At 60.3% G+C, this 23851-nt stretch carries 21 protein-coding genes and 1 pseudogene; 13 read left to right on the top strand and 9 right to left on the bottom strand.

The features are described 5' to 3' along the window. The coding region (locus tag BMY36_RS12455; protein ID WP_139194039.1) for a transposase at nt 1-300 on the top strand (300 nt) is incomplete at its 5' end. A 146-nt stretch (nt 301-446) separates the two neighbouring features. Here the strand turns inward: BMY36_RS12455 and BMY36_RS12450 are convergent. Next, nucleotides 447-632 (bottom strand): annotated as a pseudogene (locus BMY36_RS12450) (IS3 family transposase); the annotation flags it as partial. Nucleotides 633-853: 221 nt separating this feature from the next. Here BMY36_RS12450 and BMY36_RS12445 point away from each other — a divergent pair. The 10 genes from BMY36_RS12445 (at nt 854) to BMY36_RS12400 (ending at nt 10980) form a co-directional block, all read left to right on the top strand. After that, nucleotides 854-1534, top strand: coding sequence for an orotate phosphoribosyltransferase (locus BMY36_RS12445; protein ID WP_050520453.1), 681 nt, complete (start codon nt 854-856; stop codon nt 1532-1534). Between the two features lie 221 nt (nt 1535-1755). Further along, complete coding sequence (locus BMY36_RS12440; RefSeq protein ID WP_050520452.1) at nt 1756-3249, top strand: replicative DNA helicase; 1494 nt, start codon at nt 1756-1758, stop codon at nt 3247-3249. Between the two features lie 335 nt (nt 3250-3584). Next, entirely contained in the window at nt 3585-4634 is a 1050-nt protein-coding gene (alr, locus tag BMY36_RS12435) for an alanine racemase (protein ID WP_050520451.1), read from the top strand. Between the two features lie 39 nt (nt 4635-4673). Next, nucleotides 4674-5132: a hypothetical protein gene (locus BMY36_RS12430; protein WP_050520450.1), complete on the top strand. Its 459-nt coding sequence runs from the start codon at nt 4674-4676 to the stop codon at nt 5130-5132. A 222-nt stretch (nt 5133-5354) separates the two neighbouring features. Then, the gene (locus BMY36_RS12425) at nt 5355-6077 is read left to right on the top strand and encodes a hypothetical protein (RefSeq protein ID WP_050520449.1); all 723 of its coding nucleotides are present in this window, start codon (nt 5355-5357) and stop codon (nt 6075-6077) included. A 130-nt stretch (nt 6078-6207) separates the two neighbouring features. Further along, nucleotides 6208-6657, top strand: a complete 450-nt coding sequence (locus BMY36_RS12420; RefSeq protein ID WP_050520464.1) for a paraquat-inducible protein A — start codon at nt 6208-6210, stop codon at nt 6655-6657. A 44-nt stretch (nt 6658-6701) separates the two neighbouring features. Continuing rightward, nucleotides 6702-8060, top strand: a complete 1359-nt coding sequence (gene radA, locus BMY36_RS12415) for a DNA repair protein RadA (protein ID WP_050520448.1) — start codon at nt 6702-6704, stop codon at nt 8058-8060. A 21-nt stretch (nt 8061-8081) separates the two neighbouring features. Beyond that, entirely contained in the window at nt 8082-8690 is a 609-nt protein-coding gene (locus BMY36_RS12410) for a CvpA family protein (RefSeq protein ID WP_050520447.1), read from the top strand. 86 nt (nt 8691-8776) lie between these two features. After that, complete coding sequence (gene purF, locus BMY36_RS12405; protein ID WP_050520446.1) at nt 8777-10240, top strand: amidophosphoribosyltransferase; 1464 nt, start codon at nt 8777-8779, stop codon at nt 10238-10240. A gap of 89 nt (nt 10241-10329) precedes the next feature. Continuing rightward, nucleotides 10330-10980, top strand: coding sequence for an SDR family NAD(P)-dependent oxidoreductase (locus BMY36_RS12400; RefSeq protein WP_139194038.1), 651 nt, complete (start codon nt 10330-10332; stop codon nt 10978-10980). Between the two features lie 3 nt (nt 10981-10983). Here the strand turns inward: BMY36_RS12400 and BMY36_RS12395 are convergent, their stop codons facing one another. From BMY36_RS12395 to BMY36_RS12380, 4 genes are all read right to left on the bottom strand, one after another. Beyond that, nucleotides 10984-11883 (bottom strand): NAD(P)-dependent oxidoreductase, encoded by a 900-nt coding sequence (locus BMY36_RS12395; RefSeq protein WP_050520463.1) that lies wholly within the window; start codon nt 11881-11883, stop codon nt 10984-10986. Beyond that, entirely contained in the window at nt 11883-13313 is a 1431-nt protein-coding gene (locus tag BMY36_RS12390) for an aldehyde dehydrogenase family protein (protein WP_050520444.1), read from the bottom strand. Before BMY36_RS12390 ends, BMY36_RS12395 begins: the two co-directional genes overlap by 1 nt. Further along, the gene (locus tag BMY36_RS12385; RefSeq protein ID WP_139194037.1) at nt 13310-14869 is read right to left on the bottom strand and encodes a trimethylamine methyltransferase family protein; all 1560 of its coding nucleotides are present in this window, start codon (nt 14867-14869) and stop codon (nt 13310-13312) included. Before BMY36_RS12385 ends, BMY36_RS12390 begins: the two co-directional genes overlap by 4 nt. Nucleotides 14870-14998: 129 nt before the next feature. Next, the gene (locus tag BMY36_RS12380; RefSeq protein WP_050520461.1) at nt 14999-17434 is read right to left on the bottom strand and encodes a GcvT family protein; all 2436 of its coding nucleotides are present in this window, start codon (nt 17432-17434) and stop codon (nt 14999-15001) included. Nucleotides 17435-17622: 188 nt separating this feature from the next. Here BMY36_RS12380 and BMY36_RS12375 point away from each other — a divergent pair, with 188 nt between their 5' ends. Beyond that, the gene (locus tag BMY36_RS12375) at nt 17623-18177 is read left to right on the top strand and encodes a helix-turn-helix domain-containing protein (RefSeq protein ID WP_050520443.1); all 555 of its coding nucleotides are present in this window, start codon (nt 17623-17625) and stop codon (nt 18175-18177) included. Nucleotides 18178-18184: 7 nt separating this feature from the next. Here BMY36_RS12375 and BMY36_RS12370 read toward each other — a convergent pair whose 3' ends face one another. After that, nucleotides 18185-20623: a GcvT family protein gene (locus BMY36_RS12370; protein WP_050520442.1), complete on the bottom strand. Its 2439-nt coding sequence runs from the start codon at nt 20621-20623 to the stop codon at nt 18185-18187. 172 nt (nt 20624-20795) lie between these two features. Here BMY36_RS12370 and BMY36_RS12365 point away from each other — a divergent pair, with 172 nt between their 5' ends. Then, complete coding sequence (locus BMY36_RS12365) at nt 20796-21647, top strand: LysR family transcriptional regulator (protein ID WP_050520441.1); 852 nt, start codon at nt 20796-20798, stop codon at nt 21645-21647. Here the strand turns inward: BMY36_RS12365 and BMY36_RS12360 are convergent. The 3 genes from BMY36_RS12360 to BMY36_RS12350 all read right to left on the bottom strand — a co-directional run bounded on the left by BMY36_RS12360 (nt 21644) and on the right by BMY36_RS12350 (nt 23770). Then, on the bottom strand, nt 21644-22681 hold the full coding sequence (locus BMY36_RS12360) for a zinc-dependent alcohol dehydrogenase family protein (RefSeq protein WP_050520440.1): 1038 nt from the start codon (nt 22679-22681) through the stop codon (nt 21644-21646). The genes BMY36_RS12365 and BMY36_RS12360 overlap by 4 nt on opposite strands. A gap of 70 nt (nt 22682-22751) precedes the next feature. Continuing rightward, nucleotides 22752-22991: a phosphoribosylformylglycinamidine synthase subunit PurS gene (gene purS / locus BMY36_RS12355; protein WP_050520439.1), complete on the bottom strand. Its 240-nt coding sequence runs from the start codon at nt 22989-22991 to the stop codon at nt 22752-22754. 20 nt (nt 22992-23011) lie between these two features. Continuing rightward, nucleotides 23012-23770 carry a phosphoribosylaminoimidazolesuccinocarboxamide synthase gene (locus BMY36_RS12350; protein ID WP_050520438.1) on the bottom strand — a complete coding sequence of 253 codons (759 nt, stop codon included), beginning with the start codon at nt 23768-23770 and terminating at the stop codon, nt 23012-23014. Nucleotides 23771-23851 lie beyond the last annotated feature (81 nt).

Here is a 23851-nt window from a genome sequence, read left to right as displayed (position 1 = left end):
GGGAGTATGGATCGAAAGCAGGTGGCTTGTTTAACTGGAGTAGCGCCGATGACACGGCAATCTGGACAATGGCGAGGGAAATCATTCATTCAGGGTGGTCGCAAAGTAGTGAGGGACGCCCTCTACATGCCAGCCTTGGTCGCGATGAGATTCAACCCTGACCGCAAGGCAAAATATCAAGCCATGATTAAAGCTGGAAAGCCGCCAAAAGTCGCCCTTACTGCGCTCATGCGAAAGCTGATTGAACTCGCCAACGCCCTCATCAAAGCAAATCGAAGTTGGGTGATGAAAGAGGCTTGATCAAGACGGATACTCTGATCTTCGTCCAACATGATCGCCTCCTGAAATTCTTCAGGCGCAATATCGCAAATCCCTTATTTTATTGAAACATGGGGTCTTTGCACCGCTTACCATGCATGTAAACATGCATTGCCGGGTAACATTATCCAAGGATGCCCCTTCACATTGCGCAGATGCAGGAAACATAGGCCAAATCCCCAAGTCTTACGGGCATCCGTAAGTCCGGTCAGCAGATCGGCGATCACATCGTTCTCGGCACGCAACTTCGGGCCATAGCGGTGGCAGGTCTCGCTAACTCCGAAGGCCCGACACGCCAGCGCTATGCTGATGCCCATGACGGCCTCCTCGTTGGGCGAATGGCCGTAGTCATCGGACCCGATGTGTGACACATATATGCGACACACCGGAGTTGGAACAAGCCAACACCATAATTCCAAACGGATATCCCGGCTATTTACCTCCGGCTATCCCCGCCGGAGGCTTTTTTTGCGGACGGTGGATGCGCTCCGCGCGGGGGATATTTAAGAACAGAAAAAGTTGAAAGGACCAACACATGATCCCCTCCAGTTTCCCCCCCGCCGATGAGATTGCCCGCCTGACAGCGCGGATGTTGTTGGAAATCAAGGCGGTGCATTTTAACGCCGACCAGCCGTTTACACTGGCATCTGGCCTGCCCAGCCCGACCTATATTGATTGCCGCAAGTTGATTTCCTATCCGCGTATCCGGTCGACGTTGATGGATTTTTTATGCATCACCGTGATGCGAGACGCGGGGTTTGAAGCGTTTGACAACATTGCGGGCGGTGAAACTGCGGGGATACCCTTTGCCGCTTTGGTGGCGGAACGGATGGCGTTACCGATGACCTATGTGCGCAAAAAACCCAAAGGGTACGGTCGCAATGCGCGGATTGAAGGTGTGATGACCGAAGGCCAGCGCGTTTTGTTGGTTGAGGATTTGACGACTGATGGCGGGTCAAAGCTGTCTTTTGTCGATGCCATCCGCGACACAGGGGCCGAATGTGCGCACACGGCGGTGATTTTTTATTACGGAATTTTTCCCGATACCGTGCAAAAGCTGGCCGATCACGGTGTGGCGCTGCATCACTTGTGTACTTGGTGGGATGTGCTGGCAGAGGCGCGCGCCAGCGGGGCGTTTGACGCGGAAACGCTGGCGGAGGTTGAAAGCTTTTTACGCGCCCCCCGTGCGTGGCAGGACGCCCGCACGCCCGATTGATTCGCCAAGGACGGGTTGCGCCACGCGCCGCTATATTTGGCCTGCCGCACCATATGCTGCGGCAAGCATGACTTTGGCATCATAATACTGTAGTGTTTGATTGGGCGGTTTTTTGCCCTTTGCTTGGATATTCGCGTTCTCCACAGCTTATCCACAGCCCTTTCCCCACGGGGCTGTGCTAGGCCCAGACACAACACGACAACAGACATAAGGCAGGTCCCATGAACGAAGTCGCCCCCATCCGCCAAACCCTTCCGGCGGAAACCCAGACCGAAAGCCTGCCGCATAACATTGAGGCAGAGCAGCAGTTGTTGGGCGCGATTTTGACCAACAACGATGTGTTCGACCGCATTTCCAGTTTGGTGAAGGCAGAACATTTTTACGACCCGGTGCATGCGCGGATTTTTGACATTGCCGCCGCGCGCATCCAGAAAAACGCGCTGGCGTCGCCCGTCACGCTAAAGGCGTTTTTAGAGGATGACGCGGGGCTAAAGGAGCTGGGCGGCCCGGCTTATTTGGCGCGGCTGGCGGGGGCGGCGATTTCCAGCTTTGCCGCCCGCGACTATGCACAGATGTTGTATGATCTGGCGGTGCGGCGCGAATTGATCGGGTTGGGGCGCGATATAGCGGCGCGCGCGGCCAAGGTCGATGTGGCGTCCGAGCCGAAAGAGCAGATCATCGAGGCCGAACAGCGCCTGTATAAGCTGGGCGAACAAGGGGTTGCCGAGCGCGGCTTTCAAAGCTTTCTGAAAGCGGTGACAGAGGCGGTCAACGTGGCCAACGCAGCCTATCAGCGCGATGGGGGCTTGGCGGGGATTTCAACCGGGTTGATTGATCTGGACAAAAAGCTGGGCGGGCTGCATCCGTCGGATTTGCTGATTTTGGCAGGGCGTCCGTCGATGGGCAAAACCTCGCTTGCCACCAACATCGCGTTTAATGTGGCCAAAGCGTATAAGCGCGGGCGCCTGCCAGATGGCAGCGAAGGCGCGGTTGAAGGCGGCGTTGTGGGGTTTTTCAGTCTGGAAATGAGCGCGGAACAGTTGGCCGCGCGGATCCTGTCCGAAGCATCAGAAGTGCCAAGCGAGCAAATTCGGCGCGGCGATATGACGGAAGTCGAATTTCGCCGCTTTGTGGAGGCCGCCAAAAGCCTGGAGGCCTGCCCTTTGTATATCGACGACACCCCCGCCTTGCCCATTTCCCAAGTCGCGGCCCGCGCGCGCCGTCTGAAACGCACGCATGGCTTGGACGTGTTGATGGTGGACTATTTGCAACTTCTCAAGGGCACCGGGCGCGGCGAAAACCGGGTCAATGAGGTTTCGGAAATCACCCAAGGCCTAAAGGCAATCGCCAAGGAGCTGCACATCCCCGTCATCGCGCTGTCCCAGCTGTCGCGCCAAGTTGAAAGCCGTGAGGACAAGCGCCCGCAACTGTCGGACCTGCGCGAATCCGGCTCAATTGAACAAGACGCCGATGTGGTGATGTTCGTCTACCGCGATGAATATTACAAAGAACGCGAGAAACCCGGCGATCACGAGCTGGAGAAAATGGCGCAATGGCAATCGGTGATGGAAAGCGTGCATGGCAAGGCCGAAGTCATCATCGGCAAGCAACGCCACGGGCCCATCGGCTCGGTCGATCTGTCGTTTGAAGGGCGCTTTACCCGCTTTGGCAATCTGGTCAAAGCGTGGCAAGAGGGCAGCGATCAAGGGTATTGATGACCACCAAACGCGGCGGCCAATCACGCCGGAACTGACAAGGGGCCGCCAAGGAAAAGGGCCATTGAGACCCTTTCCCTTGGCGCTAACGCCTTTCAAATCCAACAGCATCGCACAGGCGCAAAACGATGATTTCCTCTTTCGGCTTGGCTTAAATACCTAAAATCCACCCCCGCCCCGCACCCTATGCCCCCCGTTACAGACCGCCCGCCCCCCACACCGCGTCAGCCGCCGGGCGCAGGGGCCTCAATGGCCCCAAGCCCGGCCTCCCCTTTCCGCGTCCTGCACAATCGCTTTCCCCTTGACCTCCTCCTTCAAGCAGTCAAAACACAACCATGGCCACCGCAACGCTTTCAATCGACCTTGACGCAATCGCTGCCAATTGGCGGGCGTTGGACCGTTTGTCGGCCGCTGACACGCAAACCGCTGCGGTGGTCAAGGCGGATGCGTATGGGCTGGGTGCGGCCCGCGTCGCCCGCGCTTTGGCCCAAGCTGGCGCGCGCCGGTTTTTCGTCGCTTGTGCCGAAGAAGGTGCCATCGTGCGCCAAGCCCTTGGGGCGGGGCCGCAAATTTCCGTGTTTTCTGGCCATATGGCGGGAGACACCGACACAATCTATGACCTCGACCTGACGCCGATGTTGAACTCTTTGGACCAGATCACCCGCCATTTAGAATCGCTGCCGGGGCATCCGTTTGGCATTCAGTTGGACACGGGCATGAACCGTTTGGGCATGGAAGCGGCGGAGTGGGAGGCGGTTGCGGCCTTTGTCCTTAAGGCCAAACCAGAGTTGATCATGAGCCATCTTGCCTGCGCCGATGCGCCGGGGCATGAAATGAACATGGCCCAATTGGCCGAATTTCACGCGATGACCGATGGCATTGATGTGCCGCGATCGCTGTCGGCCACGGGCGGAATTTTGCTGGGGCCCGAATTTCACTTTGATCTGACCCGCCCCGGCATCGGCCTTTATGGCGGTTTGCCGTTTGAGGCGGGCCAGCCCACCGTGGCTTTGTCGCTGCCTGTGATCCAACTCCGCGAATTGGCGATTGGCGAAACTGTCGGTTACAGCTGCGCGTGGACCGCTGAGGCGCCAAGCCAGATTGCCACGGTGCAGGGCGGTTATGCCGATGGCTTGCTGCGCGCCTTGGGCAACCGCGCCGTGTTGTGGGCGGGCGATGTGCCTTGCCCCATCGTGGGCCGCGTGTCGATGGATTTGATCACGGTGGACGTGTCGCATCTGGAACAGGCCCCGCGTCAGTTGGATATTTTGGGGCCGCAGCAAACGGTGGATGATCTGGCCGCATCGGCCGATACCATCGGGTATGAGATTTTGACCGGGCTTGGGGGCCGCTATGTGCGCCGCTATATCGAAGGCCGGGGCTGACCGCCGCGCGGCCCACCCTGCAATCACGGGTGCTGCGCCATGATGGGTGCGGGCCAAGCGGTGTTGATTTGGGTTATCGCCTCCGGCCTCGCTTGCATTTTGTTGCTGTGCTGGGCCGTGATCACGGGTTTGGGGGCGGGTTTGGCCGACAAACGGCACCGGATTCTGGCCTTTGCGCTGTTGGCGGTGACGGCTGTTTTGGCAGTTTTGCCCACTGGCGTGTCCCATCTGCGCCACGCTGTCCCCCTGCCGTTCAGCGTGACCTTGTTTTTGGGGGCAAGTTTGTGCCTGTTTGCGGCCATCGCCGTTTTGTTCAAACTGCGCCGCATCCCCCCCGATAAGACGGGCGCCAAGACGGACGCCACGCCCCCCGGAACCACGCCCGCAAATACCCCCATCAAGACCCCCACCAAGACCAGCGCCGATCTGGGAATCGCTGCTTGTTTGAACCTGTGGTTGGCGCTGCTGATGTTGCTGACGCCGCTGCCCTATCTGTAACCCCACAACCGGCGGGCGATCTTCGTTTCCAGACCCGATACAATGCGCAGATGCCCACAGGGATTATTCTTTGGCATCGACATCATCGCGTTTTTGCGTTGATTTTTAATCATAATTAACTCCGGGTGTGGTCTGCAAGAGTGAAAACCCGGGGGGTGTGGATGTCGAACCAACCGATTTTCGTGCTGCAACAAGTGCAGCGTGCGATGCAAATTATCAGTCATGCGTGATCGTGGCGGCCGCGGTGGCGCTGGTGTTGGCCTGCGTGCTGGCGACCTTTTGGGCAATCCCCTGGCCCGAATTGTCGCTGCGCTGGGGCGCGCAATATATTCCCAACGCGGGGATGTATGGTCAATTGGGTCTGATGGCCCTTTTGGTGATGATCTGCTTTTTCTGCCCGCCAACACCCGGATGTCACGGTTGGAACGGTCGCACCGCGCCTTTCAAATCTCGATGAACGACGTGCGCCACGCGTATGAGGTGGTGCATAATGCCGACCGCCGTTCGGTGTTCACCTTGTCACCGGTATTTGAAGATATGCGCAAGCGGATGGAATATTTGCGCCAGCACCCCGATCGGTCGCATCTGGAACCAGAGCTGTTGGAGATCGCAGCCCAGATGAGCCATCATTCCCGCGACATCGCCCGCGTCTATTCGACCGAGCGGGTGAAGCGCGCCAAAACCTTTATCAAGCAGCGCCAAGAAGAGGCGAATCAGATGCAAGACCGTCTGGCGCTGGCCCGCGCCACCTGCGACCAAATCCGCAACTGGATGCGTGACGTAGAAGCGGGCGAGCGCAGCAACACCCAAAGCCTGCGCGCGTTGGAAAATGATTTGCGCGATATTTTGCCCACCCTTGGCTATGATGTGGATGACATGCGCGAGGCCAATATCGTGGCGCTGCCCAAACAACCGACCCAAGCGACCAGCTCGCAAAAGCAGTAACACTTGACCCGCGCTGCCCTGCGCCGCATTTTGCGCGCAAAATGGGGCCCGCGCCGCAGTTTGCGCGCGTAACCCGGGGGGGGCGCGCCGCATTTTGCGCGCAAAACGGGAGAGGAGCGGGATGCAAAAGCTGTTGATCGGGGTCAATCTGGCGTTGTTGGTTTTGTTCCCGCTATCGTGGTTTGCGCCTTTGATGCGGGCGGGGCTGTTGCCGTTTTTCAACCTGTCGGAAATATCGGTTGTGTCGGGCCTGCAAGCGTTGTGGCAAACGGATGTGTCCTTGGCGCTGTTGGTCACGTTTTTCGCCATTTTCGCGCCCTATCTGAAAACCATTGGCCTTGCTTTGGTGCAGTTTTCGTTGCTGTCGCCGCGCGTGGCCCCCGCGCTGCATATTTTGGGCAAACTGGCGATGGCCGATGTGTTTTTGATCGCGCTGTATATCATTTTGATCAAAGGCATTGGGCTGGCGCGGGTGGAAACCGCTTGGGGGCTTTACCTGTTCACCGCTTGCATCCTTGCCTCCCTCACCTTGTCCATCGCCAGCAGTCGGGTAAAACCAAGCCATGTGCCGCCTGCCTAATTCTTCCCCCTTGCGCCCCTGCGCGCGCCATTGCATCAAGGTGCATGGCCAAATCATCCCCCGCCTTTACCTGTACCTCCTGCGGCACCGCCCATAAAAAATGGGCAGGGCGGTGTGAAGGGTGCGGCGCATGGAACGCGGTGGTCGAAGAACAAGCGCTGTCGTCTGGTCCGAAATCGCTGGGCGGCAAAGGGCGCACCATCCCGCTGACCGATCTTGCCACCCAATCCGCCCCGCCGCCGCGCGCCAAAAGCGGGATGGATGAATTTGACCGCGTCCTTGGCGGCGGGCTGGTCGAGGCATCGGCGATTTTGGTCGGCGGCGACCCCGGCATCGGCAAATCCACCTTGCTGTTGCAGGCCACCGCCGCCTTTGCGCGCAACGGCGTGAAATCCATGTATATTTCGGGCGAAGAGGCGACCGCACAAGTCCAGATGCGCGCACAGCGCCTTGGGCTGGCGGATGCGCCGGTGATTTTGGGGGCTGAGACAAACCTGCGCGATATTTTGACCACGCTGGACGCCGAACGCCCCGGTTTGTGCGTGATCGATTCCATCCAAACCATGTGGCTCGATACCGTCGAATCCGCGCCGGGGTCGGTGTCACAGGTCCGGTCTGCTGCGCATGAACTGGTGACATTTGCGAAAAAACGCGGTGTGGCGATAATTTTGGTGGGCCATGTCACCAAGGACGGCCAAATCGCGGGCCCCCGCGTGGTCGAACATATGGTCGACACTGTGCTGTATTTTGAAGGCGAACGTGGCCACCATTTCCGCATCCTGCGCGCTGTGAAAAACCGATTTGGCCCCGCCGCCGAAATTGGCGTGTTTGAAATGACCGGGGATGGGTTGGCGCAAGTCACCAACCCTTCGGCGCTGTTTTTGTCCGACCGTGACAAACCCGCGCCCGGATCGGCGGTTTTCGCAGGGATTGAGGGCACGCGCCCGGTGCTGACCGAAATTCAGGCGCTCGTCTCCCCCTCCCCCCTCGGCACCCCGCGCCGCACGGTGGTGGGGCTGGACGCAGGTCGCCTCTCCACCATCCTCGCGGTGCTAGAGGCGCGCTGCGGCATCCCGTTCACGGGGCTTGATGTTTACCTCAACGTGGCGGGCGGCATGCGCGTGTCTGAACCCGCCGCCGACTTGGCCGTGGCCGCCGCACTCTTGTCCGCGCGAGAGGATGTTGCAATTCCGCCAGATATGGTGCTTTTCGGTGAAATCAGCCTGTCGGGCGCGCTTCGCCCTGTCACGCAGACCGAAAATCGGTTGAAAGAAGCGATGAAACTTGGTTTTTCGCAAGCGATAGCGCCCTCTCGGTCAAAGATGGTCGAGGTGGAGGGGATGAAGACCCGCCAAATGCCCGATCTGACGGCGTTTGTGGGCGAAATGTTTGGGGCTGGGTGACCGGCCCAAGAGGAGAGTGTGATGGAAGGCTTTACCATTATCGACGGTGCGGTGGCGCTGGTCATCGTCTTGTCTGCGGTGCTGGCCTATTCGCGCGGGTTGGTGCGTGAAGGGTTGGCGATTGCGGGTTGGGTCGGCGCTGCCGCCCTTGCCTATGCTTTCGCTGTGCAGGCCCAGCCTTTGGTCAAAGAACTGCCCTTTGTTGGCAAATTTCTGACCGACAGTTGCGAGTTGTCGATCATCGCGGCCTTTGCTGTGGTGTTTGCGATCGGCCTTGTGATCGCAGCGCTGTTTTCGCCTTTGCTGTCGTCGCTGGTGCAACGCTCCATCCTTGGCGGGCTGGATCAGGGCCTTGGGTTCTTGTTTGGCGTGCTGCGCGGGGTGCTGCTGGTTGCGGTCGCTTTCCTTGTCTATGACCGCGCGGTGGCCGCAAACACTGTGCCGATGGTCGACAATTCGCGCTCTGCCAAAGTATTCGCCTCGTTCCAAACCAATATCGACGCGTCCATCCCGTCCGATGCGCCCGGTTGGATTGTCTCGCGCTATGAAAGCTTGACGGGCGTTTGCAACAGCGCTGCGGCACCTGCGGACGGTATCCAATTTCAAACCCCGCCTGTGCCCGGAAACTGACATCTAGGCGTGACACGCCCCGCGCAAGGGGCTATTCGGGGGATATGAACAGCCCCTCGAATAGTCCCCAAGATTCGGAGCCAGCCATGCGCCCCTTTCTCGCCCACCCGTTCGACCATGATAAGTTGCACGAAGAATGTGGGGTGTTCGGCGTTATTGGCGTGGTCGATGCCGCCAGTTTTGTGGCCCTTGGCCTGCACGCCCTGCAACATCGCGGCCAAGAGGCGGGGGGCATTGTCACCTATGCCGACGGTCCGGGGTTTTGTTCCGAACGCCGTTTCGGCTATGTGCGCGACAATTTCACCAAGGCCGATGTGATGGCCACCCTGCCCGGCAGCATCGGCATTGGCCATGTGCGCTATTCCACCGCAGGGTCCAAAGGGGCCACCGCCATCCGCGATGTGCAGCCGTTCTTTGGCGAATTTTCCATGGGCGGCAGCGCGATTGCCCATAACGGCAATATCACCAACGCGCTGGCCCTGCGCAAAGAACTGGTGGAACGCGGGTCAATCTTTCAATCGTCCAGCGACAGCGAATGTATCATCCATCTGATGGCCCGTTCCATGGGTCGCACGATCCCAGATAGGATGGAGGAGGCGCTGCGCAAAGTCGAAGGCGCGTTTTCCATCGTCGCCATGACCCGCACCAAATTGATGGGCGTGCGCGACGCGCTTGGCGTGCGCCCCTTGGTGCTTGGCAAATTGGGCGACGGTTGGGCGCTGGCATCTGAAACTTGCGCGCTTGATATCATCGGCGCGGAATTTGTGCGCGAAATTGAACCGGGCGAAATGGTTGTGATCTCGTCGGACAAAGGGGTGGAAAGCCATTTCCCCTTCCGCCGCCTGAAACCACGCGGCTGCATTTTTGAACATGTGTATTTTTCGCGGCCCGATTCGATCCTCGGCGGCCGCTCCGTCTATGAAACCCGCCGCCAAATCGGTGTGGAACTGGCGCGCGAGGCCCCGGTTGACGCCGATCTGGTCTGCCCCGTGCCCGACAGTGGCACGCCGGCGGCCATCGGTTACAGCCAGGAGTCCGGCATTCCCTATGCGATGGGCATCATCCGCAACCAATACATGGGCCGCACCTTTATTGAACCGACCGAACAAATCCGCAATATGGGCGTGCGTTTAAAACTGAACGTCAACCGCGCTCTGATCAAAGGCAAACGGGTAATTTTGGTTGACGATTCTGTGGTGCGCGGCACCACCTCGCGCAAAATCAAAGATATGATCTTGGATGCGGGTGCGGCCGAGGTGCATTTTCGCATCGCATCGCCCCCCACCGCATGGCCCTGTTTTTACGGCGTCGACACGCCCGAACGCGGCAAACTGCTGGCCGCGAACATGACCGAGGAAGAAATGCGCGAGTGGATCGGCGTTGACAGCCTCAAATTCGTCTCGCTCGACGGGCTGTACCGCGCGGCAGGCGAACCCAAAGGCCGCAACACCAAACAGCCGCAATATTGCGACGCGTGTTTTTCGGGCGAATACCCCGTCGCCCCCTCCGACATGATCGAAAAAGGGTTTGAAATGAAAGCGGCGGAATAATACCCGCCGCTTCCCCCTTTTTCTGTTTATAAATATCCCCGCCGGAGGCTCCGCCACAGCCCCCCGGCACCGCTGCGTCAGGACTGAACATGCTCGATAAAATCGCCCTCATCACCGGCGCATCGCGCGGCCTTGGTGCCGCAATGGCCGAAGAACTTGCCCTGCAAGGCTGGCACGTTGTGGCCGTCGCGCGCACCACCGGCGCGCTCGAAGAATTGGACGACCGCGTGAAAGCCGCCAAATCGCCTGGCGCCCTCACCCTCGCACCGATGGACATCACCAATGATGATGCGATGCGCCATCTATGTCGGTCGATCTTTGATCGTTGGGGCGGGCTGCACCTGTGGGTCCACACGGCGGTGCATGCAGCGCCCCTTGCCCCCACAGGCCATATCGACGCCAAGGATTGGGACAAATCGGTGAACATCAACCTGCGCGCCACCGGCACGCTGATCCCGATGATGGAACCGTTGCTGCGCGCCAATTCGGGGGCGGCACTGTTCCTTGATGATGCCAACACCGGCGCAAAATTCTTTGGCGCGTACAGTGCCACCAAATCGGGCCAAACCACCCTTGCGCGCACTTGGGCCACGGAAACCGCCAAAACCGGCCCCAAAGTGCATATCATGACGCCTGCGCCCATGCCCACCGCCACCCGCGCGCGGTTTTATCCGGGCGAAGATCGCAGCACCCTGACCGCGCCCCGCGATGAGGCAAAGCGCCTGCTGGCCGCCCTGTAACCCCTATTCCAGTCGCGCCGGAAACCCCGGCGCGCGCAAATCCGTGCCCAGCAAATCCTCCAGCAGTTTCGCAATCATTGGCGATTGCGCGTGGCCGCCATATGCCGCCTTTGCCGCGACATAGGTCTGCTCGGTGGCTGCGGCCAAATCCAGCGGTACGCCAAATTCGCGGCCAAACCCCAGCGCAAACCCCAAATCCTTCAGCGCCAAATCCACATTGAACGCCACATCATAGGACCCGTTCAAAATCAACGCGCCCTCGGTTTCATGCACAAAACTGTTGCCAGATGAGGCCGCAATCGCCGCATGGGCCTGTGCCAGATCAAGCCCCCCGCGTTTGGCCAGCATCAACGCCTCGCTCGTGGCTTTCAGGTGGATAAACGCCAGCATATTGGTTATCACCTTGATGATCGACGCGGACCCCAGCGGCCCCATGTGAAAAATCTGGTCGCCCATCGCCTGCAAAGCGGGCAGGTGCAGATCGAACAAATCACGCGCGCCCCCCGCCAGCATCGTGATTTTGCCAGTGGCCGCCAAATGCACGCCACCCGTCACCGGCAATTCCATCATCCGCACGCCCGCCGCCTGCGCCACCGCCCCCAAACGCAAAACATCTTCGCGCCCAAGCGTCGACATTTCCAGCCATGTCGCCCCCGGCCTCATGGCCGGCAAAATCGCGCGCAGCACCGCCTCCGACACGGCGGGCGACGGCAAGCAAGTGATCACATGATCCACCGACCCCGCCAATCCTTCGGCCGATGGGGCCAGCACCGCCCCCATATCGACCAACCGCTGGGCCAGCCCCGCATCCAGATCAAACACCGTCACCCGCAGGCCAGCGCGCAACAAACAGGCCGCACAATTGGCCCCCAAATTGCCCAAACCAATATAGCCGTAATGCATCATGACCCAAACCCCACCATCGCTTTGATTTCGCAAAAATCATGGATGCCCCAGCCGGCATATTCGCGCCCGTTGCCCGATTGTTTGTACCCACCAAAGGGCGCAAACACGTCCCAGTCCGGCCCATTGATATTGACCTGCCCCGCGCGCAACTGCCGCGCCACGGCCCGCGCCTGCACCACATCGCCTTGCACATAGGCGGCCAAGCCATAGACCGTATCATTGGCCATGCGCACCGCATCCTCCACCGTGTCGTACGGCAGTATCACCAGCACGGGGCCAAAGATTTCCTCGCGCGCGATCACCATATCGGGCGTCACATCGCCAAAAATCGTGGGCCGCGCGTAATGGCCCGCACGCATCCCAACGGGCCGCCCAAGACCACCGCACACCAGCGTCGCCCCCTCCGCAATCCCTTGCGCAATCAGCCCTTGCACCTTGTCAAACTGCGCGCGACTGACCAGCGGCCCCATCGTCACGGCCGCATCATTCGTATCGCCAATCACAATTGCGCCCACCGCCGCCACCGCCGCCCGGTGCGCCATGGCCACGCTAGCACGCGGCACAAACATCCGCGTTGGCGCATCGCAGCTTTGCCCGGTGTTGGACATGATCGCCGCCACCCCTTGGGCCACCGCCCCCGCAATATCGGCCGAGGGCAGAATGATATTGGCCGATTTCCCGCCCAATTCCTGCGCCACCCGTTTCACGCTTGGCGCCGCGTTCAACGCCACCTGCACGCCCGCCCGCGTGGACCCGGTAAAGCTGACCATATCCACCTCTGGGTGGCTCGACAGATACGCGCCCACCTCCGGCCCGGTGCCATTGATCAAGTTGAACACGCCCGCAGGCACCCCCGCCGCATCGCACACTTCGGCCCATAAAATCGCCGACAAAGGCGCAATTTCCGACGGTTTCAACACCATCGTACAGCCCGCCGCAATCGCCGGGGCCACCTTGCACACAATCTGGTTCAGTGGCCAATTCCACGGCGTGATCAGGGCGCAAACCCCAATCCCTTCGCGCACAATCCGGGTGGAGCCTTGCGCCTCCTCCCACACAAAATCCTTTGCCGCCGCGATCGTGGCCTGCAAATGCACTTGCCCCGCCCAGACTTGCGCCTCGCGCGCCCAAGTGATCGGCGCACCCATTTCCAGCCGCATCGCTTGGGCAAAATCCTCTGCCCGCGCGTCGTATTCGGCCAAAATGCGCTCCAACAGCGCAATCCGGTCCGCCACGGGCGTCAGGGAAAACCCCTCAAACGCCGCGCGCGCCGCCGCCACCGCCCGGTCTGCATCTTGCGCAGTGCCCAGCGCCACTTGCCCCAAAACCGCTTCAGTCGCGGGGTTTTCCACATCCAAACGCGCCGCCCCAACGGGGTCCACCCACGCGCCGCCACTATAAAACCGCTGCAAATTGGCGGAAATCATTGGAAATAAATCCGGTATTTCGCCCGGATTGCGGCATCAATTTCGGGGTCAATCTGCCGCCCGGCCTTTGCCAAAATCGCATTTTTGCGCGCAAATGCCTTGTCCAGCAACAAAGGCTTGCCCGCCTCGTTCCACTCTTTGGGCGACATGCGATTGGCAACGCTTGGGTAAATATACTCTGTCTGCATCAGTTTTAACGTCTGATCAGACCCCAGATAATGCCCCGGCCCGCCCATACAAACCTCGCGCATCGCATCAATCGACGTGCTGTCGGGCGTCACATCAATGCCCCGCACCAACCGCATCGCTTGCCCCAGCAAATCATCGCCCAGAACCAGACTTTCCAAACAGAACCCCAGCAAGGATGCATGCATCCCCACCGCCTCATAACACATGTTCAACCCCGAAAGGCCCGCCAGCGCATTGGTTATCCCCTGCTCCCATCCGGCCTGCATATCGGGCAGTTTGCTGTCCGATATGCCGCTGGCCGCCCCCCCCGGCAGGTCGTAAAACCGGTGCATCTGCGCGCAACCCGCAGTCAGCAGCGCCTGCTCCGCCGATCCGCCCGACATCGCCCCCGTGCGCAAATCCGACACAAACGGCCAAGTGCCAAAGATACAGGGCGCACCGGGCTTGATGGCATTGGCATAAACCACCCCCGCCAAACACTCCGCCACCGCCTGCACAATCGTCAACGCAATCGGCGCAGGGGCGGTCGCCCCGGCTTGGCCCGCCGACAGCAAAAGCATCGGCATTCCGCGCCGAATACAATCCTCCATCACGATGCAGCTTTCCTCAGCGAACTTCATCGGCGGCACCACAAAACAGTTGGAATTGGACACAAACGGCCGCTCCAACCACCGCTCCTCGCCGCCCGCTACGGTATAGAGCATGTCAAAACACGCCGCGACATGGCTTGGGTCGCTAAACGACGTACCCACATGTTTGCGCGTCCCGGAAATCGATCCGTACAGCGTGTTCAAATCCATCTCAAGGTTATCAACCACATCGCGGCACACCATCGTGCGTTGATAAAAATGGATATTGTCCAAGTTATCCACCAACCGCGCGGCATCATACAAATCCTGCGCCGTGCTTTCGCGGTAATCCAGCGTGAACGGGTCCACAATATGCACCGCCGCCCCCGCCGTGCCGTAATGCACCTTGGACCCTGACAAATGCAGGTCATGCTTGGGGTCGCGGGCATGCAGCGTGATGTTGCGCGCGGCAATCGCCAACATATCCTCGACCAGCGCGCGCGGGAACCGAATGCGCCCGTCATCGCCCTCAATCGCGCCCGCATCCGTCAACAACTTAACCCCCGATGGCGGCGCTTGGGACAGCCCAATCTCCTCCAGCGCCTGCAACGCCGCTTCATGGATTTGCGCCACCCCCGCCTCACTCAACGGCTTATACTGCCCCCCTGCCATGCCGCCGCGCACCGGCCGCACATCATCGGCCAGCGGTGCGCTGCGCATCGCCACCCGGCTCGCCCGCCCACCCGTCCGCCCTGCCCGCGCCCGTGCCGGCTCACACATCTCGATCAAATCATCCATCCCGCCACCCTTTTTCTGTTCAAAAATATCCCGGGGGGACCGGGGGGCTGGCCCCCCGGCTTTCACCTTGGTCCGGGGGGCTGGCCCCCCGGCTTTCGTCTCGGTCCGGGGAACTACCCCCGGCGCATCTCACATCCGCACACGCTCGGCCTTTGGGTCATACATCGGCGCCAATGATGCATCCGCCGCAAACCGCCGCCCGGCCACCTCAATCTCATAGGTGGACGCAAGCACCTGCTCCGCACTTTCCCCCGCGCAAGGCACATAGCCAAGGCCAACCGCACCCCCCAAATGATGCCCATAATTGCCCGATGTGATCGGCCCCACGATGCGCCCATCACGCACAATCGCCTCATTGTGGTATAGCATCGGCATGGGGTCACGCAGCTTGAACTGCACCATCCGCCGCAAAAGTCCCGCCTCACGCTTGCGCAAAACCGCCTCGCGCCCAATGAAATCGCCCTTGCCAGATTTCACCGCAAACCCAAGGCCCGCCTCCAGCACATGATCCTCATCGGTGATATCATGGCCAAAATGGCGATAGCCTTTTTCAATCCGGCAGCTGTCCAACACATGCAGCCCGCACAGAACCATGCCCTTATCAGCAGCCTCCAACACCTCAAAAACATGCGCGGCTTGGTCGGTCGATACATACAACTCCCACCCCAATTCGCCCACATAGGTCACCCGGTGCGCCCGCGCCAACCCCATGCCAATCTCAATTTCGCGTACTGTGCCAAAGGGATGCGCGTCATTGCTGAAATCCGCAGGGCTCACCGCCTGCAACAGCGCGCGGGACGCTGGCCCCATCACACACAGCACCGCCTCCGCCGCGGTGACATCCGTGACCACCACAAACCCGTCCAAATGCCGGCGCAACCACGCCAAATCGCGCTGCAACGTCGCCCCCGGCACCACCATAAGATACGCGGTCTCGGACAGGCGCGTGACGGTCAAATCACTCTCAATCCCGCCGCGCGGGTTCAGCATTTGGGTGTACACAATCCGCCCCACCGCCACGTCCACATCATTGGCGCAAACCCTTTGCAAGTACGCGCAAGCATCGCGTCCTTCCACCCGAATTTTGCCAAAGGACGTCATATCAAACAGCCCAACGCTGTTGCGCACCGCCTTATGCTCGGCGGCCGCATTTTCAAACCAATTCTGCCGCCCCCAAGAATATTCGTATTCCCGCGCTTGGCCCTCGGCTGCAAACCAATTCGCCCGCTCCCAGCCCGCCACCTCACCAAACACCGCGCCCCGCGCCCTCAGGTGTTCATGCAAGGGCGACCGCCGCACGCCTCGACTGGTCGCCATCTGCCGATAAGGGAAGTGGTCGGCGTAAAGCAGCCCCAAAGTCTCCGACACGCGCTCCTTCAAATAGCTGCGGTTGCGCTGGAACGGCTGCGCACGCCGAATATCGACCTCCCACAAATCAAACGGGGCCTCGCCTTCGGTAATCCAATGCGCCAGCGCCATGCCCGCACCGCCCGACCCGGCGATGCCCACGGAATTGTACCCCGCCGCCACCCAGTATCCGCCCAGTTCGGGTGCCTCGCCCATATAGTACCGATCATCGGGGGTAAAACTTTCGGGCCCGTTGAAAAACGTATGGATGCCCGCAGTTTGGAACATCGGCATCCGCTCCATCGCGGCCTCTAAGATGGGCTGGAAATGGTCCCAATCTTCGGGCAGCGTGTCAAATTCGAAATCTTCGCGGATGCCGCCCATCCCCCACGGTTTCGCTTTCGGCTCAAACGCGCCAATCATCATCTTGCCCGCGTCCGATTTATAATACGCACATTCATCCGGCACCCGCAGCACCGGCAAATGGCCAAGGCCCGCAATCGGTTCGGTGACCAAATAGAAATGTTCGCACGCATGCAGCGGCAATGTCACGCCACTGGCTTCGGCCAAATCGCGCCCCCACATGCCGCCGCAGTTGACCACCACATCGCAGGCAATATGCCCGGGCTCTCCCTCCACCACATAATCCACCCCCGTCACCCGGCCCCCAGCCTTGGTAACGCTCGTCACCTTCACCCCCTCACAAATCCGCGCGCCGCGCATCCGTGCGCCTTTGGCCAGCGCCATGGCGATATTGGTCGGGTCACATTGCCCATCCAGCGGCAAATGCACCGCGCCCACCACATCGGACACGTTCAAATGCGGGTACATCGCCTTCACCTCGGTGGGCGACACTTCCGCCACATCCACCCCGAAAATCCGCGCGGTCGTGGCTTGGCGCAACAACTCCTCATGCCGGGCCGCCGTCAGCGCCACCGAGATTGAGCCCACCTGCCGCATCCCTGTGGCCACCCCGGTTTCCGCCTCCAGCTTTACATATAAATCCGCCGAATATTTCGCCAGCCGGGTCATATTGGCGGTTCCGCGCAACTGCCCAATCAACCCCGCCGCGTGCCAAGTGGTGCCCGATGTCAGGCGCTTACGCTCCAACAACACAATATCCGTCCACCCGGCGCGTGCCAAATGATACGCGACCGAGCAGCCGGAAATCCCGCCCCCGATGATAACTGCACGCGCTGTTTTAGGGACCAAAGACATCAAAAACTCCATATGGGATAAGATACACCATCAATGCGCAAGCATAAATGAAATTTCAAACGGTTTATTCACTCCAAAGTAAAAACACTAATAAACTTCACACCACCCCTCAATCCACACCATTTTTTCAGCTTTGGCCTTGCCTCTGCCCCCAGTTTCACCGCACCTTGCCGCAAAGGAGAACGGGGATGAGCGAACAAGTCGGCCAAGATATACGCGCTTTGCGCAAGGCGCGCGGGCTGACGCTGGCCGCGCTCGCCGCACAGGTCGGGCGCTCCGTCGGCTGGCTCAGTCAGGTCGAGCGTGGCCAAACCCTGCCCGCAATACCCGACCTTGGCCGCCTTGCCGAAATCCTTGGCGTCACCATCAGCTTTTTCTTTCGCTCCGCCAGCCGCACCGCATCCGAACGCGGCATCATCCAACGTGTCGCAGACAGAACCCCGATTGGCGATGCCACCCATGGCTTGGAGGAGGAATTGCTTTCCCCCGGTCTTGGCGGCAGTTTTGAGATGCTGAAATCCAGCTTTGCCCCCAAGGCGCGCAGCAAAACCATCCAACCCCGCCCGGAACGAGAGGATGGCGGCGTGCTGCTGTCCGGCCAGTTGGTCATCACCATCGACGCCGTGGATTTCACCCTTACACCCGGCGACAGCTTTCAATTCGCCGGAAAACCCTATGCATGGCATAACCCCGGCGACACGCCCGCCGTTGTGATCTGGATTGTTGCGCCCCCGATTTATTGACACGGTCCTATGCCCTAATCCGCGCGTTTTTCGCGTCCCACATCGGCGCATCCGCTTGCACCACGGCCCGGTGCCGCACCCCGAAAATTTCCACCTCCAACGCTGTCCCCGGCGCGTGCAAATCCGACCGCACCATGCCCAACCCAATACACGCCCCAACCCGGTGGCCAAAATACCCGCTGGTCACCTCACCGACCACCGTATCCCCGTGCCAAATCGTTGACATATAGGGCGGGTCATAATCCCCCGCCTCAATCATCAAGGTCGCAAACTGCTTGGTCACCCCAGCCTGCTTTTCGGCAGCCAGTGCCGCCTTGCCGCGAAACGCGTGGTCCCAATCGACAAACCGCTCAAGGCCCCCTTGCAACACCGTGTAATCGGTCGACAAATCGCCTTTCCACGCGCGGTATCCCTTTTCAATCCGCAAGGAATTCAGCGCAAACATCCCAAAGGGGCGCAAGCCATGCGCGGCCCCCGCCGCCATCACCGCATCATACACCACGCCCGTATCGGCAACCCGCGTATGAACCTCCCAGCCCAGCTCCCCCGCAAACGACACGCGCAACAACCGCACCCAGCGCCCGGCAATTTCCGTTTCCTGATGGCTCAACCACGGCAGCGCCAAATCCGCCCCGCACACCTGCGCCATAATCGCGCGCGATGCAGGCCCCGTCACAATCTGGCAGGCAAACTGCGCACTGACATCCTCCAGCACCAACCCCGGCGCCAAATGCCGCGCCAACCAGTCATAATCATGCGCTTGTGCCGTTGCCGCCGTGATCAAGGTCATGTCATCAGGACCAAGACGCACGATTGACATCTCCGTCACAACCCGCCCCAGATCATCCGCGAAATACGCCAGCCCCACGCGCCCCACGCTCGGCATCCGGCCCGTAATCTGGCGTGACAACCACGCCGCCGCCCCCGCCCCCGTCAAACGATAGCGTGAAAACCCCGGCAAATCCAAAATCCCCGCCGCATCGCGCACCGCCTCACATTCGGCGCGCACGGCACCAAACCAAGCGCCGTCCCGCTTCCACGTCTGGCTTCCTTCAGCCGATACATCATCGCCCAAACGTGCGTACCAATTCGCCCGCTCCCAGCCATTATAGGCCCCAAACTGCGCGCCCAATGCCGCCACCCGATCATGCACGGGGCTTAGTTTCTGCCCCCGCCCCGCAGGCCAAGCGTAATGCGGGAAATGCATGCCATATTCATGCCCATACACCTCCATCCCCTTGGCAATGCAGTATTCCTCCGCTTCAAACCCGGTAAAGCGGCGCGGATCACACGACCACATATCCCACTCGGTGGCCCCCTTCGTCACCCATTCCGCCAGCACCTTGCCCGCACCGCCCGCCTGACAAATCCCAAAGGTGAACACACACGCCTCAAACGCATTGGGCACCCCCGGCATCGGCCCGATCAACGGGTTCCCATCAGGGGTATAGGGGATCGGCCCGTTGATCACCTTGGTCAGCGGCGCATTTGCCAGCAACGGCACCCGCGCCATCGCATCCTCAATATACCACTCCAACCGCTCCAAATCGTCGGGGAACAACTGGAAACTGAAATCGGCGGGAAACGGGTCATCCTTGGAAATCCAATGCGCCTTGCCATTGCGCTCATACGGCCCAAGGTTAAACCCGTTCTTTTCTTGCCGCAGGTAATAACTGCTGTCGACATCGCGCAGCAACGGCAGCTTCGTCCCCGTTTGCGCCGCATGCGCCGCCACCTCGGGCACCGTGTCAAACAGCATATACTGATGGCTCATCACCATCATCGGCACATCGCGGCCAAACATCTGGCCCACCTCGCGCGCGTAATATCCCGCAGCATTCACCACAAACTCGCAGCGCACTTCGCCCTTCTCAGTCACAATAACCCAGTCATCCCCGTCCCGCCGCACCGACAAAACCGGGCAAAACCGTTCCACCCGCGCCCCCATGTTGCGCGCCCCTTTGGCCAGCGCTTGGGTCAATTGCGCCGGGTCAATATCGCCGTCATTGGGATCATAAAGCGCGCCTTTCAGGTCATGCACCTCCAAGAACGGATAGCGCGCCTTGATCTCATGCGGTGCCAACAACTCCAACGCCATCCCCTGATAGCGCCCCATCCCCACCACGCGGCGAAACTCATCCATGCGCTCGTCGCTATGCGCCAGCCGCACCGACCCCGTCACATGATAATTCATCGGATAATCGACCTCGGCCCCAAGACCCCGGTACAGCTCCGCCGAGTATCGCTGCATGTTCATAATCGACCAACTGCTGGAAAATGTCGGCACATTTCCCGCCGCATGCCAGGTCGACCCCGCCGTCAACTCATTCTTTTCCAACAACAAACAGTCGGACCATCCCGCCTTGGCCAAATGATACAGACACGACGCGCCCACCGCCCCGCCGCCAATAATCACCACCCGCGCCCGGCTCGGAAACTCCGCCATACCCCACCCTTTTTCTGTTCTTAAATATCCAGCGCGGTTTTGCGCCGCGTAGCCGCAGGCTCCGCCATCAGCCCCAAGCGCCTTTTCACCCCAAACTATCCGCCCTTTCGCGCCCCCTTACAATTCGGCCATACCGGCCTTATTAATCGGATACCCCGATTAGGAGCGTCCTATGCAACCCGACCTCATTGAAACCTTCCTCGACCTCTGTGAAACCCACAGCTTCAACCGCACCGCCGAACGCCAAGGCCTTACGCAATCCACCGTGTCGGGCCGCGTGGCGTCGCTGGAAAATTCCCTCGGGGTGCGCCTCTTCACCCGGTCGCGCGCGGGCACGGAACTGACCACCGAAGGGCTAAAATTCGCCCCCCACGCCCGCACACTGCGCCACGCTTGGGCTGAAGCGCGCCATTCGGTGACCGCCACTGGCGAATCGGTCATCAACATCCGCCTTGGCATCCAATCCGATCTCGCGCCGACCCATATGGGCGACTGGATGCAAGGGTTTCGACACCACCTGCCCGATTGCGCGTTCTACATTGAACCTGATTTCTCCGCGCAAATGTGCCGCGACCTTACCTCAGGCACGTCCGATTTCGCGGTGATGTACACCCCCTACCCCAGCCCCGATCTGAACTTCACCTCGCTGGGCGAAACCAAATACCGCCTGATATCGTCGGAAACCGACCGTCGCGCGGGCCTGCGCGCGGCCACCTATATTCGCGGCAATTTCGCGCCCGCGTTTGATGCGCACCACAGCATCGCCCTGCCGGACCTGCGCCAAACCCCCATCGCTGCGGGCCAAAGTGCGACCATCGCGGGCCTGCTCACCAAACTTGGCGGCGCGGCCTATTTGCTTGATGATATGGCCAACGCGCTTATCGCCACGGGGCAGTTTCGCGCGGTGACGGATGCGCCCATCATCCGCCAACCGGTCCACGCCGCCACGCATCTGCGCCACCGCACGTCAAAACTGCACCGCCACCTGTTGCGCGTGGTGCAATCCAGCTTTGCCGCGACTTAACCTGCAAAATCCGAAATCACCGCCACCCCCGGCGATGTCGGCCCATTGAACGCCCGCAATTCGGCGGATGCATCCGACAGCCGCACCTCCCGCGCGATCAGGGGCGTCATATCCACCGCGCCGCGCGTGATCATATCCAACAGTGACGGATAGCGCCACGACGGCATCCCCCGCGTGCCAAACAGCGCAAGGTTTTTCATATAAACCGCATTCATATTGATCTGCATATGGGCCGTGTGCCCCACGGGCATCCCCACCTGCACATGCCGCCCCAACGGGCGCAAACACTCAATCGAGGCATTGGTCGTCGCCTCAATCCCCAGCGCCTCTACGGACACATGCGCGCCGCCGCCTGTGATCTCCACAATCCGCGCTGCCACATCGCCGTTGCGCCCATCAAGCGCGGCCTCGGCCCCCAAGCCCATCGCATGGGCCAGCTTTTCGGCCACCACATCGACCACAATCACCCGCGCCCCAAGCGCCCGCGCCAGCAACAGCACCGACAGGCCAATCCCGCCCGTGCCATGCACCGCCACCCATTCGCCCGCCTGCACCGCCGCGCGCCCCGTCAGCGCGTGCCACGCGGTCGTCACGCGGCACCCCAGCCCCGCCGCCATCACGGGTGACAGGCTTTCGGGCAGCCGCGCAAGGTTATGCGCAAAGGGAACGCTCACATATTCCGCGAATGCCCCCGGTTCTACAAACCCCGGCAAACGCTGCGTTTTGCATATATTTTGGTTGCCAGACTGACATTCGGGGCAGGCCCCACAAGCAAGGATAAACGGTGCCACCAATCGGTCGCCCACCTGCCATTTGGCGTCGCGCCCCACGGCCACCACTTCGCCGCAATACTCATGCCCTTGAATTTGGCCGGGTTTCACGCGGGGGTGTTCGCCCACCCAACCGTGCCAATCGGACCGACAGACGCCGCAGGCTAGCACGCGCAGCACCACGCCGTCCGCCTCACAGGCAGGGTCGGCCACATCCTCAATGCTTAAATCTGCGTTATATTCCCGTAAAACCGCTGCGCGCATGTGACCCCCATTTTGTCCCATCCCATTTTGCCCCATCAAGGAACAAACGGCGGCACGGGTCAAGCGGCGATCAGATCACTTCGACAGTGAACTTTTCAATCACAGTGTTGGCCAACAGCTTTTCGCACATGGCGCGCACTTGTGCTTCGGCACCCGCCTTGTCATCGCCTGCCAAATCCAGCTCAATCACCTTGCCTTGGCGCACGCCCGTCACCCCTTCAAACCCAAGGGTTCCCAGCGCGTGGCGCACCGCCTCACCTTGGGGGTCCAAAACACCGTCTTTCAGCATGATATGAACGCGGGCTTTCATAGGGCGGGCCTTTCCGTAACTTAATTGATCAAAGTGGGCTTGGTGGTATGAGTCACATTGCTGGGCAAAACCCCCAAGCGCCGCGCCAGTTCGGTATACACCTCGGCCAGCGGCACCGGGTCGCGGCCTTGGTCCTCACGCTCGGACAAATCAAGCCCGCGAATATCCCACAAGCGGCAACTGTCGGGGCTAATTTCATCCGCCACGATCAGGCGCATGAACTCGCCTTCCCAGACGCGCCCCACCTCCAACCGGAAATCGGCCAAACGCACACCGACCCCCAGCATCACGCCGGTCATAAAGTCATTCACCCGCAGCGCCAGTGCGATAATATCATCCAAATCTTGCTGGTTGCCCCAGCCGAACGCGACGATATGCTCCTCAGACACCAGCGGGTTTCCCAGCTTTTCGTCCTTGAAATAATATTCCACAATGGGGCGCGGCAGGGCGGTGCCCAGCGGTATCCCTAACCGTTCGGTCATGCCACCTGCGGCATAGTTGCGCACAACCACCTCCAGCGGCATCATCTCGGCCATGCGCACCATCTGTTCGCGCATGTTCAGGCGTTTGATGAAATGCGTCGGCACGCCGATGCTGTTTAACCCGGACATGAAAAATTCGGACAAACGGTTGTTCAAAACCCCTTTGCCTTCCACAGCGCCCTGCGGCTTGGCATCAACCTGCCCATCATCCTTGAAATACTGGATCAACGTCCCCGGCTCTGGACCCTCATAAAGGATCTTGGCCTTGCCTTCGTATACTTTTTTGCGGCGTGCCATGCGGTCCCCGATATATCCCAAATCGGTCCGCCCATTGGGCCCACACCGCTTTCCCCATGCGATATAGTCCAGTCAGCCCCC

The organism is Pseudorhodobacter antarcticus (assembly GCF_900110135.1).
Classification (GTDB): Bacteria; Pseudomonadota; Alphaproteobacteria; order Rhodobacterales; family Rhodobacteraceae; genus Pseudorhodobacter; species Pseudorhodobacter antarcticus.
The sequence above is the reverse complement of the archived record's forward strand: the minus strand, read 5'-3'. Positions and strand labels throughout refer to the sequence as shown.